At 62.0% G+C, this 13,482-nt stretch carries 12 protein-coding genes; 7 read left to right on the top strand and 5 right to left on the bottom strand.

Features of this window, described 5'->3' with window-relative positions; translation table 11 throughout:
- Nucleotides 1-36 precede the first annotated feature (36 nt).
- Complete coding sequence (panB, locus tag GRF63_RS09525) at nt 37-906, bottom strand: 3-methyl-2-oxobutanoate hydroxymethyltransferase (protein WP_160485778.1); 870 nt, start codon at nt 904-906, stop codon at nt 37-39.
- A gap of 169 nt (nt 907-1,075) precedes the next feature.
- On the opposite strand from panB, the gene GRF63_RS09520 reads away from it, so the two are divergent.
- Nucleotides 1,076-2,494, top strand: coding sequence for a sodium-dependent transporter (locus tag GRF63_RS09520; protein ID WP_160485777.1), 1,419 nt, complete (start codon nt 1,076-1,078; stop codon nt 2,492-2,494).
- Nucleotides 2,495-2,577: 83 nt separating this feature from the next.
- On the opposite strand, the gene GRF63_RS09515 is transcribed toward GRF63_RS09520, so the two are convergent.
- Nucleotides 2,578-3,048 (bottom strand): pyridoxamine 5'-phosphate oxidase family protein, encoded by a 471-nt coding sequence (locus tag GRF63_RS09515; RefSeq protein WP_160485776.1) that lies wholly within the window; start codon nt 3,046-3,048, stop codon nt 2,578-2,580.
- A gap of 102 nt (nt 3,049-3,150) precedes the next feature.
- Between GRF63_RS09515 and GRF63_RS16395 the strand changes: the two genes are divergently transcribed.
- The 4 genes from GRF63_RS16395 to GRF63_RS09495 all read left to right on the top strand — a co-directional run bounded on the left by GRF63_RS16395 (nt 3,151) and on the right by GRF63_RS09495 (nt 7,798).
- Nucleotides 3,151-3,894, top strand: a complete 744-nt coding sequence (locus GRF63_RS16395) for a recA-like protein (protein WP_202131668.1) — start codon at nt 3,151-3,153, stop codon at nt 3,892-3,894.
- Nucleotides 3,845-5,419 carry a DUF6504 family protein gene (locus tag GRF63_RS09505; protein ID WP_160485775.1) on the top strand — a complete coding sequence of 525 codons (1,575 nt, stop codon included), beginning with the start codon at nt 3,845-3,847 and terminating at the stop codon, nt 5,417-5,419. Before GRF63_RS16395 ends, GRF63_RS09505 begins: the two co-directional genes overlap by 50 nt.
- Nucleotides 5,420-5,492: 73 nt before the next feature.
- Nucleotides 5,493-6,068 (top strand): TMEM165/GDT1 family protein, encoded by a 576-nt coding sequence (locus tag GRF63_RS09500; RefSeq protein WP_160486307.1) that lies wholly within the window; start codon nt 5,493-5,495, stop codon nt 6,066-6,068.
- A 275-nt stretch (nt 6,069-6,343) separates the two neighbouring features.
- A complete protein-coding gene (locus GRF63_RS09495) occupies nt 6,344-7,798 on the top strand; it encodes a sulfotransferase domain-containing protein (RefSeq protein WP_160485774.1) in 1,455 nt (484 codons plus the stop codon).
- A gap of 39 nt (nt 7,799-7,837) precedes the next feature.
- Here the strand turns inward: GRF63_RS09495 and GRF63_RS09490 are convergent, their stop codons facing one another.
- The 3 genes from GRF63_RS09490 to GRF63_RS09480 all read right to left on the bottom strand — a co-directional run bounded on the left by GRF63_RS09490 (nt 7,838) and on the right by GRF63_RS09480 (nt 10,591).
- Entirely contained in the window at nt 7,838-8,731 is an 894-nt protein-coding gene (locus tag GRF63_RS09490; RefSeq protein ID WP_160485773.1) for a TauD/TfdA dioxygenase family protein, read from the bottom strand.
- The gene (locus GRF63_RS09485; protein ID WP_237392454.1) at nt 8,728-10,074 is read right to left on the bottom strand and encodes an MFS transporter; all 1,347 of its coding nucleotides are present in this window, start codon (nt 10,072-10,074) and stop codon (nt 8,728-8,730) included. The genes GRF63_RS09490 and GRF63_RS09485 overlap by 4 nt, the downstream gene beginning before the upstream one ends.
- Nucleotides 10,075-10,189: 115 nt before the next feature.
- On the bottom strand, nt 10,190-10,591 hold the full coding sequence (locus GRF63_RS09480) for a PilZ domain-containing protein (RefSeq protein ID WP_160485771.1): 402 nt from the start codon (nt 10,589-10,591) through the stop codon (nt 10,190-10,192).
- Nucleotides 10,592-10,782: 191 nt separating this feature from the next.
- Here GRF63_RS09480 and GRF63_RS09475 point away from each other — a divergent pair, with 191 nt between their 5' ends.
- Both GRF63_RS09475 and GRF63_RS09470 read left to right on the top strand, forming a co-directional pair.
- Nucleotides 10,783-12,027 (top strand): putative DNA modification/repair radical SAM protein, encoded by a 1,245-nt coding sequence (locus GRF63_RS09475; RefSeq protein WP_160485770.1) that lies wholly within the window; start codon nt 10,783-10,785, stop codon nt 12,025-12,027.
- The gene (locus GRF63_RS09470; RefSeq protein ID WP_160485769.1) at nt 12,024-13,481 is read left to right on the top strand and encodes a UdgX family uracil-DNA binding protein; all 1,458 of its coding nucleotides are present in this window, start codon (nt 12,024-12,026) and stop codon (nt 13,479-13,481) included. The genes GRF63_RS09475 and GRF63_RS09470 overlap by 4 nt, the downstream gene beginning before the upstream one ends.
- Nucleotide 13,482 lies beyond the last annotated feature (1 nt).

Below are 13,482 nucleotides of genomic sequence, written 5' to 3'. Positions count from 1 at the left end.
CACGAAACGCGCAGGGTGCGCGAAGGGTCCGCCCCTCTACTTGGGCTGGTAAAGCTGATCCGGTCCGGGGAAGCTGCGGTTGCGCACCTCCTCGGCATATTTGGCGGCGGTTTCGGAGATGGTGGTGGCCACATCCTCATACCGCTTCACAAAGCGCGGCACGCGTTCGAACATGCCCAGCATATCATCCGTTACCAGCACCTGCCCATCGCACTGGGATGAGGCGCCGATGCCGATGGTGGGGCAGGAAACGGCCTTGGTCACGGCGATGGCGATAGGTTCTATCACGCCTTCCACAACGATAGCGAAGGCGCCTGCCTCCTCCAGCGCCTTGGCATCGCCGACGATCTTTTCCGCCTCTGCATCGCTGCGCCCGCGCGCGCCATATCCGCCCAAGACGTTCACCGCCTGCGGGGTGAGGCCGACATGACCCATCACCGGAATGCCGCGCTTCACGAGGAATTCCACCGTCTCGGCCATGGCTTCGCCGCCTTCCAGCTTCACCGCGGCCGCACCGCTTTCCTTCAGCAGCCGGGCGGCGCTGTCGAAGGCGTCCTCTGGCGAAGCTTCGTAAGCGCCAAACGGCATGTCCACCACCACGACGGAATGATAGCTGCCGCGCACCACGGCTGCGGCGTGGTTGGCCATCATTTCCATAGTCACAGGGATGGTGGAGGGCAGGCCGTAAATCACCTGACCAAGGGAATCGCCCACCAGCAGCAGGTCGCAATGCGGATCCAGCAACTGTGCCTGCCGCGCGGTATAGGCCGTCAGCATCACCAGCGGTTCCTCTGTCACGCCATCAACCTTGCGGTCCCGGATCTTGGGCACGGTAAGGCGGCGCATCGGCTGCGGCGTGGGGTTCGCGCGACTGGTAGAGGTGTCGAGCTTGTAGGTAGTGGACATCACAATTCCCGGATTATGCAAAGCAAACTGGCCGTGGCCATGGTGCCCGATAGCGTCTTGGGCGGGGTGATTGCAACGTATCCGCCGGTGGATGCGGGGATTGCCCCCCTCGACGCGGGCGCAATTTCATTGCATGACGCAACAACTTCGGGTCGAGAGGACATAATCCATGGCACTTACGCAATCCGGGTCAACCAGAGACGGATGGTCATCGCGCACCGCGTTCATCCTTGCTGCCATCGGTTCGGCAGTGGGTCTGGGCAACCTCGTGCGGTTCCCGGCAGAAGCTGGCGCGAACGGCGGCGGTGCCTTCGTGATGTTCTATATCCTGTGCGTCATCCTGATCGGTTTGCCGGTATTGCTGTCCGAAACGCTGATCGGCCGCCACGGGCAGGCCGCCGCGCCGGAAAGCTTCCGCAAGGTTGCCGAACATTCCGGCAAGTCCACCGCGTGGGAGCATGTGGCGAGCCTTGGCGTGTTCTCCGCCTTTGTCGTCCTCAGCTTCTACTGCGTGCTTGGCGGCTGGGTGCTGTATTATATCGGCACCTTCGTGGGCGATTTGTTCAGCACCGGTGTTGTGGGCGGGGCATTCTCCGATTCCACGGTTGCAGAGGTGGAGGCACTGTTTCCCGCGATGATTTCGGACGGGATCACCACCTCCATCCTCGATCTTGTTTTCCTTGGCATCACCCTGTTCTTCGTGGCGCGCGGCGTTTCCGGCGGGATCGAGAAGGTCGCGCTTTACCTGATGCCGGCCTTTTTCGTGCTGCTGGTGGGCATCACCATTTATGGCATGTTCGGCGGGGCTATGGGGCAGACGGTGGATTACCTGTTCACCTTCGAGCCTGAGAAATTGACGGGGCCGGTGATGCTGGCGGCTGTCGGGCAGGCGTTTTTCTCCCTGTCGCTGGGTGTTGCAGGGATGGTGACCTATGGCGCCTATGTCGGGCGCAACGTCAATCTTGGCGTCACATCGGGCATTATCGCTTCGGCTGATACCATGGTCGCGCTGCTGGCGGGCCTGTGCATCTTCCCCATCGTATTTGCCGCCGGGCTTTCGCCCAATGGCGGGCTGGGGCTGATGTTCCAGACCCTGCCGCATGCCTTTCAGGAAATTCCCGGCGGATCGCTGATCGGCCTCGCCTTTTTCATCATGGTGGGGTTTGCCGCGCTTACCAGTTCGGTTGCCCTGATGGAGGTGCCCACGGCCTGGATAATCGACCGCTTCCGTTTCACCCGCGCCGTTGCCTCTGGCATGGTGACGGTCTTTGCCGGTGCCCTTGGCGTGCTGTGCGCCTTGTCGACCGGGGTGTTGGCAGGCTTCCATCCGCTCGCCTTCTTCCCCATGTTTGAAGGCATGGGAATGCTGGATGCGATGGACACGCTGACCGGCAAGATCACCATGCCCATCGGCGCCTTGCTGACATCGATCTTCGTCGGGTGGATCGCGAACAAGCGGTTGGTGGATTCAGAGAACGGCCTTGGCGGCGCGCTGCACGTGTTCTGGCGTTTCCTGGTGTGCTGGCTCTGTCCGATTGCGCTGGCGGCAATCCTGCTGGTGGGGGTATTCCCCAGCTTCATCGAATAGCCGGATTGCAGGATCATCCATGAAAAAGGGCCGCCGCTCTATTCGGAGCGGCGGCCCTTTTTTTCGTAACCGTGGGTCCTGCTTTACAGGGCCGTTTCGGTGTGTTCTTCCTTGGCATCTTCGCGCACGTCGAAGCCCATCAGCATCTTTGCCGTATCCACGAAGCCAAGATCGCTGTTCCAGATTTCGGCATTGCCAAGATCCATGCGCAGCATCAGCAGGTTGGGATCGTCCTTGCCGCCGGGGAACCATGCCTCAACCGGCTTGCTCCACTGCTTTTCAAAGCGTTCACGACTGGTTTCCTCACTCAGCACACCGCTGAAACGAGCGAACATGTCATGCCCCTTGCTGGCGAAGGTTGCGGTGGCGGGGCCACCATGGGCGAAGGTGTGATCCTTGGTGGTGAAGAACCAGATCGTGCTGTTGGCGTCCTTGTCCAGCTGCGCTGTCATGGGGACGGCAGTCTTGGGATCGGCATCCAGCTCCAGGAAGATGAAGGGGCTGTCGGCCAGCGATTTCCAGAATTTTTCTTTAAGGTCTTCGGTCGATGTCATGGTCTTCTCCTTTGGCGCACTAACGGAAAAGCGGGGGTGAAGTTCCAAGCTTGCCCGAAGGTCCATACTGGAACATAATAGGAACACAGGAGTCGATTCGTCATGGACACCAGCACACTGCCCAAGGCAGCGGAGCTGGCCGTGCGTGCTGCCCGCAACCCGCGCTGGCAGCCGGACGCGCCAATGCCGTTGCATAGCGAGATATTCACCCCCGCCACGCAAGCCGTGGGGGCAGGGGCCGCCTTTGCCTTCGCGCAGGATGCGTTGAAAGGCGCCGCCGGCGATGCCGCCTCGCTGGAGGAGCGGAGCATATTGTGGGTGCAGGATGCCCGCGCCATCAAGCTGGGCGGGCGCCCCTATCGCGCCGGCCTTCCCGAAGGCCTGCGCCACCGCCTGATCCACGTTGCCGCCAAGACGCCGGAGGATGCCCTGTTCGCGATGGAGGAAGGGCTGCGCTGCCGCGATCTGGCGGTGGTGGTGGGCGAAGTGGCGGGCAATCCGCGCGCGCTGGATTTCACCGCCTCGCGCCGCCTTACGCTGACGGCGGAGAAACACGGCGTGCCGCTGCTGCTGGTGCGGCTGGATGCGCAGGCCGATCTCAGCTCCGCCCGCATGCGCTGGCGGCTGACGAGTGCGCCATCATCCCCGCCGCGCTGGAACATCGCTGCACCGGGCCGCGCCTCGTGGCATGCAGAGCTGTTCCGCGCCCGTGCCCACCCACCCGGAGAATGGATTTTGCGCGATGAGCCAGAACGCCTCGCTGCAGAACGAGTGCAAAAGGCCCCCGCGCCGGATCATGGCGATCTGGTGCGCGGATCTGGCGCTCGATCGCTGGCGGCACTCTGAAGGCTGCCAGCGGGGGGAGGGCACCGATGCCGCCCCGCTGGCGCTGATCACCGAAACCGCCCACGGCCCGCGCATCGATGCCGTGAACCAGGCCGCGCGTGCGCATGGCATTGCGCGCGCGATGATGCTGGCCGATGCCCGCACGCTGTGCCCCACGATAGAGGTGCGGCCTAGCGATCCTGCGGGCGATCTCGCCTTCCTTGAACGGCTTGCCATTTGGGCGCAGCGCTGGGGCCCGTGGAGCGCGATAGACCCGTCCGATGGCCTGCTGGTGGATGTTACCGCCGTCGCCCACCTGTTTGGCGGAGAGCGGCGCATGCTAGCCGATGTCGAGGCCCGCTGCGCCGCGCGCGGCCTGCATATCCGCACCGCCATCGGCCCCACGGCGGGCGCGGCATGGGCGCTGGCGCATTACGCCGGACAGGCCGCCATTCTCGATCCCGAAGACGATGTCAGCGCGCGCCTTGCCGATCTGCCCGTCGCGGCCCTGCGGCTGGATAATGACGTGCTGCTGGTGCTCAAGCGCCTTGGCCTGAAACGCCTCGGCGATCTTGCGGGGATCGAGGAGGGGCGTGACCGCAAGGGCCATAACGACATTCGGGGGCGCGATGCCATCCACCGCCGGTTCCGCAATCGCAAATCGCCCGCCGCCAATCCGCTGGTGCGCATGGATCAGCTGCTGGGCCGCGTGCCGGAGCCTTTGCTGCCCGTCGTCCCCATCACCGCGCCAATGGTGCAGCGCCGACTGGTGGAGCCGATCCGCCACCGGCAATTGCTGGATACCGTGGTGGCCGATCTGGCAGAGGACATGGCCCGCACGCTGGAGGCGAGGGGCGAGGGTGCGCGCCGCCTGCAACTGGGGATGTGGCGCGTGGATGGCGAAGTGCTGACGCGCGACCTGGAAATGGCCGCCGCCACCCGCGATCCCTCCCATATCTGCCGCCTGTTTGCAGACAGGCTGGACGATATCGACGCAGGTTTCGGGATAGAGATGCTGCGCCTGCGTGCATCGTGGTCGCAGCCGCTGGCGCTGGACCAGTCGGACCTGGAAGCCGCGGCAGAGCAGCACGGCACTTCGCTGGCGGCCTGCATGGATCGCCTCACCACCCGCCTTGGACGGGATGCGGTGCAGCGCCCCGTCCCGCGCGCCAGCCACATTCCCGAACGCGCGCAAAGCTGGCAGCCCCCGCTGGAACCCGAACCTGCCGAACAGCACCAGCTGGCCTTCCACACAAGGCCCCTGAAACTGCTGGACCGGCCAGAGCGGATTTCCGTGCTCTACGCCGCGCCGGAAGGCTATCCCCGGCGCTTCAGCTGGCGCGGGCAGGTGTGCGAAGTGGCCCGCGTGGAAGGCCCGGAACGCATCGCGCCCGAATGGTGGCGCGAAAAAGGCTCCACCCGCCTACGCGACTATTATCGTATCGAGGACGAGGCGGGCCGCCGCTACTGGATCTATCGCAACGGCCTGCCCACGGACGGGCGCGGCGGCATGCCCGATTGGTATCTGCAAGGCCTGTTCGCCTGACGCCATGCAAGTGGCGGCCACTGCCATGGACACGCAGGCGCATTTTGCTATCGGCGCGCGGCAGGAGATATTCTTGGAAGCCTTTCTTACCTCGACCGCCGTTGTCGCCATTGCCGAAATCGGTGACAAGACCATGCTGCTTGCCATCGTGCTGGCCACGCGTTTCCGCAAACCACTGCCGATTATCCTCGGCATTCTGGTTGCCACGCTGGCCAATCACTTTCTCGCCGCGCTTCTTGGTCAGACGGTGGCCAGTCTCCTCGAAGGACCGGCCTTTCGCTATGCCGTGGGCATCAGCTTCATCGCGATGGCAATCTGGACGCTGATCCCGGACAAGCTGGACGAGGATGAAGAGCTGAAAGCCCCGCGTTTCGGCGCATTCCTCACCACCACGGTTGCCTTCTTCATCGTGGAGATCGGCGACAAGACGCAGATCGCCACAATCGCGCTGGGCGCGCAGTTCCAGAATGCCGTGGTCGTCACCCTTGGCACCACCTTCGGCATGATACTGGCAAATGTGCCTGCCGTTTATCTGGGCAATGCAATCGTGGAGCGGGTTTCGCTGAAGGTCGTGCGCATCGTGGCTGCGCTGCTGTTCCTGGTGATTGGCCTGTGGGTGCTGGCCGATGCAGCAGGATTGCGAATGTAACGCCAGACCTCGGATGGCAAGCCGGAAAATCTGGCGCTTTGGGGAGCCTAGACCCCGGCAGGGAACCGCTTCGTGGAAACCGGATTACCTTTTCAAAAGAAGCCACAAGAATAGCAGGTTATCCGGAGGGCTACAGAAAGAGTTAATGCTGGCAAGGCTGTCATGAAGCGGTAAGGGGCAGCTGGCTATGTGCGCTATCGCACCTCAGAACATTGCGGAATTTTGATATGAAAATGCGGACCATTATTCGAGATTTTGCATTCTCGACCGGAGAAATGCTACTTCCCAAGTCGATAAAGACCAAGGGCGTTCTGCTATCCATGCGCCGGGCCGCCAGCGAGTGGGCGAGGGACGGATATGTGCTGTCATATCCCAAATCCGGCCGAACCTGGTTCAGAACAATGTTCGGAAGCATGGCCTGCAGCCAGTTCGGCCTCAAAGTCGACAATCCGATGGAACTGCAGCATTTCTGGAAGCTGTCGTCCGATATTCCCAATATCGGTTTCACCCATGACGATTACCCCAACCTGAAATTCGGGCACGAGGTGGAGGTGAACAAGGCACACTATCGCAGGAAGAAGGTCCTGCTGCTGACGCGCGACCCGCGCGATGTGCTGGTTTCATATTACTTCGATGCGAAGAACAGAATGAAGGTCATCGACTGTGATATTTCCACCTATCTGCATCAGGAAAAGGGAAGTATCGATGCCGTTGTCGCCTTCTACAACGCCTGGGCGCGCGCTCGTCACGTCCCGCGCGATTTCCTGTGGGTGACCTATGAGGACATGCACCGCGATCCGGGCAAGGTCATAGCGGATTCTGCGAAGTTCTTCGGCCTGCCGGACCCCAGCGATGAACTGCTCAACAAGGTGGTGGAAGACGCTTCGTTCCGAAACATGCGCAATGCCGAGATGAAGGACAGCTTCAATCATGAGCGCCTGCGTCCGGCCGATCCCTCCAATCCCGAAAGTTTCAAGGTGCGCCGCGGGAAAGTTGGCGGATACGTGGACTATTTCAGCGATGAAGATATCGCCTACATCGATGATTATATAGACCAGCATCTGGATCCATACTTCGCATGCTATTTCAGCAATAAAGCACCAGACGTGAAGCCGGAGTCGGTCCTCGCCGCCGCCAGCGAGGCCACCGCTTCATCCGCAATCGCAAAACCTGCGGCGAGCAACGAAAACTCGGCTCCTGCAAACGCAGCAAACGACAATCGTGGTGGCAACCGGTGGAAGTGGGCCGCAACTGTCGCAGTGCTGTTTGCATCCGGCTGGATGTCACATGATCTGGCGGCTGATTTCTCATCTCCCGCAGCCGCTGCTTCTGTGGTGGACGAAGCGCAGGAGGCTTACGTCGCCAGCCGAGCGCGTCAGCAAATGGTGTCCCAGATCGAAAGCAGCGACTTCGATCGCGGCGAATTGCTGGCGGCAACGGGCATCGATGTTCCGGAGTTGCCGGAAAGTTGGACGGTAACGGATGCGCAGGTCTATCCGTCCGATCTGGGCAATTCCGTGATGGTCTCACTGGTCACGACATCTGGCGACGAAGTTTCGCTCTTCGCGGCTGAGGAGGAATCGACCCTCAGCGATTTTCCGGAGATGGACGTGCACGATGGACTGGCGATTGCCTATTGGGAAGAAGGCCCGATGGTTGTCGCTCTGGTTGGCGAGATGGAAGCTTCCAGATTGTTGCAGATGGCGGCCGATCTGGCTGATAACACCTGATCCAGCACTGGCGGACCATCATCTGATGTAATTCTCGAATTATCTCGCAGGCCGCTCTCCATTGATCGTAACTCGGTGCATCACCCGCAGGTGGCCGTGATAATCGTTCAGCGCGTAATGCAGCGTGGCGCGATTGTCCCAGAAGGCTACGTCGCCCTTTTGCCAGCGCCAGCGGCAGGTGAAGGGTTCACGCGTAGCCTGGTACATCAGATAGTCGATGATGGGCGCGCTTTCCTCCTCGGTCTGGTCCTTGAAGTGCGGAGTGTATGCGCCGCTGACGTAGAACAGCTTGCGCCCGCTTTCCGGATGGGTGCGCACCAACGGATGCTCCACCTCGTAATGCGCGGCCTCGGTGGGGGAGGAATTCATAGAGCTGTCCTTGCTCCAGTCCATCGACTTGGTGCCGTAAATCAGCGCAGGCGTGTGCACCACGGTAAGCGGGTCGATCATGGCGCGGTAGCCGGGCGAGAGGTCCTCATAGGCAAGGTACAGGTTCGACCACAGCGTATCTCCGCCCACCGGCGGAACCTCGCGCGCGTAGAGAATGGAGCCGAGTGGAGGTTCGGGCAGGTACGTCACATCGCCATGCCATGCGCCGCCGAAATTGCGCGTGTCGGTCGGTTCCTGCCGCACCTCGATGATGTCGGGATATTCCTCCATCCCCTTCACCTGGTCATGCTGGTTCAGCGTGCCGAACCTTTTGGCAAAGGCGAGGTGCTGTTCGGGTGTGAAATCCTGCCCGCGGAAGAAGATCACCTGGTTCTCGATCAGTGCGCGGCGGATTTCGGCGATGGTGGCGTCATCCAGATCCTGCGACAGGTCCACCCCCTCGATCACTGCGCCCAGTGCACCGGCATAGGGGGTGACGGTGAAGCGGTCATAAGCACTGCCAAGGTTCTGCGGGCTGATGCGGCGTCCGGCGATCACGGTCATGATGAAGGCTCCTGTTTGCGGGCGGGGAGGATATGGCAATCGATGATGAAGGCAGCGGGAAACACCAGCAGCGCGACGAAGATCAGCGTGGCGAAATAAAACACGAAGCTCTCTCCGCCCAAATTCAGCAACCAGCCGCCCGCAAACACCATCGCGATGGAGAACACCCGGCCAGACGTGATGACAAAGCCGATCCCGCCCGAACGACAGGCGGAGGGATAGCCATGCGCCATCACTACGTAGAACAGCGATATCATCATGCTCACAAGGCCCACGGCCAGCCCCTCCAGCGCCACGATGGTGGTGATCTGCGAAGGCGAGGGAGGCCCGTCCAGCCCCTCCACCATAAATGCCAGCGTGATGATGGTGATGGTGATGCCGGATGCGCCCGCCAGTATCATGCCGCGCGAACCAAATGTGCGCACGGTGAAGCCGGCCGAAATGCCGCCGATCATCGAGAGTATGCCTTGCCACGACGTGGCGCGCAAAGCCTCCTCCAGCGTGAAGCCGGCAGAGGTGAGCAGTTCGGTGGTCCAGTTCAGCAGGCCGTAGACCAGCGTGGTGGCAGCGGAAAAGCTTATGAACATGGCGATGTTCAGCCGCGTATTCCGCTTGTGAAAGATACCGATCCGCTCGCCCGTTGCAGGGTCGGCCTCGTCCTCCGGCTCTGGCGTCAGTTCGATATCGGCATCGATAACCCTTGCGGCGCTCTTTTGCGCGGCAGCGGTATTGCCCTTGGCCATGTAGATCGGCGGCGGTTCCCTCAGCACCAGCCTCATCAGCACGCCGAATATCAGCGAGCCCACGCCGAAAATGACGAACGCCCCGCGCCAGCCATGGTCCGGCAGCAGCAGCGGCAGCACTTCGGCGGCCACGGTAATGCCCACGGGAATGCCGACTGACAGCACGGCAATCGCATGGGGGCGGTGGCGGGCCGATACCCAGTCGCTCACCAGCGCCAGCGCATTGGGATAGGCCGCGCCAAAGCCAAGTCCGCCGATGGCCCGCACCGCGCTCATCTCCCACACATTGTTGGTGTAGGCGGCGGCAATCGTGGTCGATCCGAAAATCATGGATGCAATGAACAGTGTGTTGAGCCGCCCGATCCTGTCCCCCAGCAATCCGCCCAGCATGGAGCCGAAGCCCATGCCGAACAGCGAGGCGGCAAGGGCAGGGCCGAACAGCGCGCGATCGATGCTCCATTCGTCCAGGATCAGCGGCGTGACGAGGGATAGCGATTGCAGGTCGATCCCGTCGATCACCAGCAGGGCGAGGCCGAAAATGGCGACGATGATCTGGAAGGGCCGAAGGGGCGCGTCCGCAATCGCCGCGCTGAATGGCATCCGCTTCAATCGGCCTCTCCTGATGCGCCTCTTTTCGGAAGCTGCACGGCCTGTTTGTCACGTAGGATTGATTCAGTCCAGTTTCCCGGACTTTGTCGCTTGCCCGGCGAAGCGCCTAGCCGACAAACCGCGTGGGCGGCGCGGGATGCCGGGGCGCTTTATCGGGCAGAGGGGTTACTGCGCTTTTTACCGGCCTTGGCCCGGATGGTGCTGCTTGAGACAACTCCTCCACCACGCGTGCGGGCAAGGATCGATCGAACTGTACGCCGCACATACCCGGCTTCGTCCATGTGACCTGGCAATATGCCTCATGCATGGTCCAGTCGAGGATGACGCCAACGCCTGTGGCTGGGGGATCATCCGTCACGAAGCGCGCACCATTGATGGAAATGTCGAAGATGCGGCCCGTGCGGTTGCCGCTGGGCATGACCATCGTGGCCGGATGGTTCACACGGATGCGGGGCGCGGCTCGGCGATCGGCGGCCGGTGCAGCCTTGGTGCGCGCAAACAGTTTCATGCCCATGTCCCCTTCTCCGTGGTTGTCACCAGCTTGCGGTGCCTTGGTAAAAAAGGCGCCAAGATTCATCGTTAATTTCGTCTTTTTTCGCTGCTGGGCAGGCGGGCTGCGGGAAAGTGACTTCAGCGCCTATTTTCAACAATTTGGCGTTTTACCTTGGCGAATCGAGCGTTGGAACATATATGGAACATATGGCCGCGCTCGAAACAATTCAGAAGCTGGAGATTCTCGCCGATGCGGCGAAATACGATGCGTCCTGCGCCTCGTCGGGCACGGCCAAGCGTAACAGCAAGGGCGGCAAGGGCGTCGGCTCGACAGAGGGGATGGGCATCTGCCATGCCTATGCGCCCGATGGCCGCTGCATCTCCTTGCTCAAGATCCTGCTGACCAATCACTGCATCTTCGATTGCCACTATTGCATCAACCGCAAGAGCAGCAATGTGCGCCGCGCAAAGTTCACGCCGCAGGAAGTGGCGGACCTGACGCTGACCTTTTATCGCCGCAATTACATCGAAGGGCTGTTCCTCTCCTCCGGCATTATCAAAAGCTCCAACCACACGATGGAACTGCTGGTAGAAACCGCGCGTATCCTGCGGGAAGATCACGATTTTCGTGGTTACATTCACCTGAAAACCATTCCGGAGGCAGACCCTGATCTGGCGCATCAGGCGGGCCTTTATGCAGATCGTGTGTCCATCAATGTGGAACTGCCCACCGATGTCGGGCTTACCCGCCTCGCGCCGGACAAGAACTCGCGCCAGATCGAAGGGGCGATGGGCGGCATGAAGATGGCGATCCGCCAGTCGAAGGATGAGCGCAAGCGGTTCAAGCACGCGCCGCGTTTCGCGCCGGGCGGCCAGTCGACGCAGATGATTGTTGGGGCCGACGCCGCGACGGACAGCGATATCGTGGGCAAGGCCAGCCGGTTGTACGGCAATTTCAAGCTGCGCCGTGTGTACTACTCCGCCTTCTCTCCCATTCCCGATGCCAGCGCAGTGCTGCCGCTGAAGCGCCCGCCGCTGATGCGCGAGCACCGGCTGTACCAGTCGGATTGGCTGATGCGCTTTTATGGCTTTGCTCCGGCAGAGGTGATGCAGGCGACAGATGCCGATGGAAACTTGCCGCTGGATATCGATCCCAAGCTGGCATGGGCGCTGAAGTTTCGCGGACGCTTCCCGGTGGATGTGAACCGCGCACCGCGTGAAGACCTGTTGCGCGTTCCGGGGTTGGGCACGCGGGCCGTGGGGCAAATCCTCGCCAGCCGTCGCCATCGCAACTTGCGGCTGGACGATGTGGCGAAGCTGACGGTGTCCGTTGCCAAGGTGCGCCCGTTCATATGTACCGTCGACTGGCGCCCCACCTTGCTGACCGATCGCGCCGATCTGCGCAGCCTGCTGGCACCAAAGCAGGAGCAACTGGAGCTGTTCGCGGCATGACCGCGCTGCAACATGTGAAGCTGGGCACCTATTACGTGGTCCACATGCCGGAGCCGGACGATTTCGCCTTCTGGCGGGAGCGGGCGCGGCAGCTTGTGCAATGCGATGTGCCGCCGGACCGCGTGGCCTGGGTGGAGCCGGGCGGCAATGGCTCGCTGTTCAGCCACGGTGACAAGCGGCTGCCCGTGCCGGACGATGCCACCCGCATGATCCGCGCCAGCAAACGGTTCCTCTCGATTGCGAAGAACGTGGCGCATCACTCTGACCCTGAACGGTTTTCCCTGCTCTACGCCATGCTGTGGCGGCTGCAATCCAATCCGCGGCTGATGGAGGACAAGGCCGATAGCCAGGTCCGCCGGCTGGAGGATATGGACAAGTCCGTGCGCCGCGATGCGCATAAGATGCACGCCTTCGTCCGCTTCCGCATGGTGGGGGATGAGGAGGGGCCAGAAGGTAATGGGGAGCACTACGTCGCCTGGTTCGAACCCGATCACCACATCGTGAGGCGCGAGGCAGGCTTCTTCGTGCGCCGCTTTGCCAACATGCACTGGTCCATCCTGACGCCGCGCGGCTGCATCCATTGGGATGGAGAGGTGGTGCGCGAAAGCGGCCCGGCGCAGAAGAGCGATGCGCCGCAGGGCGATCCTGCCGAAGATCTCTGGCGCAAATATTACGCATCCATCTTCAACCCCGCGCGTTTGAAGATAGGGGCGATGCTGAAGGAAATGCCCCGCAAATACTGGAAGAACATGCCCGAGGCCGCGCTGATTCCAGAGCTGGTGGCGGGCGCGCAGAAGCGGGAAAGCGAAATGGTGGATGCAGGCGCCTCGTTATTCGGGGAAGAGTTCGAGGACCGGCCGGAAACACTGGCGGCGATAGACAAGGCGATCCACGCCTGTCGCAAATGCCCCATCGGCTCTCTGGAAAACGAGGCAGTGATGGGGGAGGGGCCGGATGACGCAGCTCTGATGATCGTGGGTGAACAGCCCGGCGATCAGGAGGATCTGGCAGGCAAGCCCTTCGTCGGCCCGGCGGGCCAGGTGCTGGATGCCGCGCTGGCAGTGGCCGGGATCGAGCGCGAGCAAACCTATGTCACCAATGCGGTGAAGCATTTCAAATACACGCAGCGCGGCAAGCGCCGCCTGCACCAGTCGCCCACCGCCAAGGAAATCGACGTGTGCCGCTGGTGGCACGAGGCGGAGCGCGCCATCGTGAAGCCTAAGGTGGTGCTGGCGCTGGGCGCCAGCGCGGCGCGCGCGATGCTGGGCAAGACGGTGAGCATTTCCAAGGTGCGCGGAGAGCCGATGCCGCTCGACGATGGCAGCGAATTGTGGGTGACGGCGCACCCGTCCTACCTCCTGCGCCTGGATGGTGATGCCAAGGCGGAGCAGGAGCGGCTGTTCGCGGCAGACCTTGCCGCCGTGAAGGAACGATTGTCGCAGCTGGTGGGGTGAC

Origin of the sequence: Aurantiacibacter rhizosphaerae (genome assembly GCF_009807005.1) — a bacterium.
GTDB lineage: Bacteria > Pseudomonadota > Alphaproteobacteria > Sphingomonadales > Sphingomonadaceae > Alteraurantiacibacter > Alteraurantiacibacter rhizosphaerae.
The sequence above is the reverse complement of the archived record's forward strand: the minus strand, read 5'-3'. Positions and strand labels throughout refer to the sequence as shown.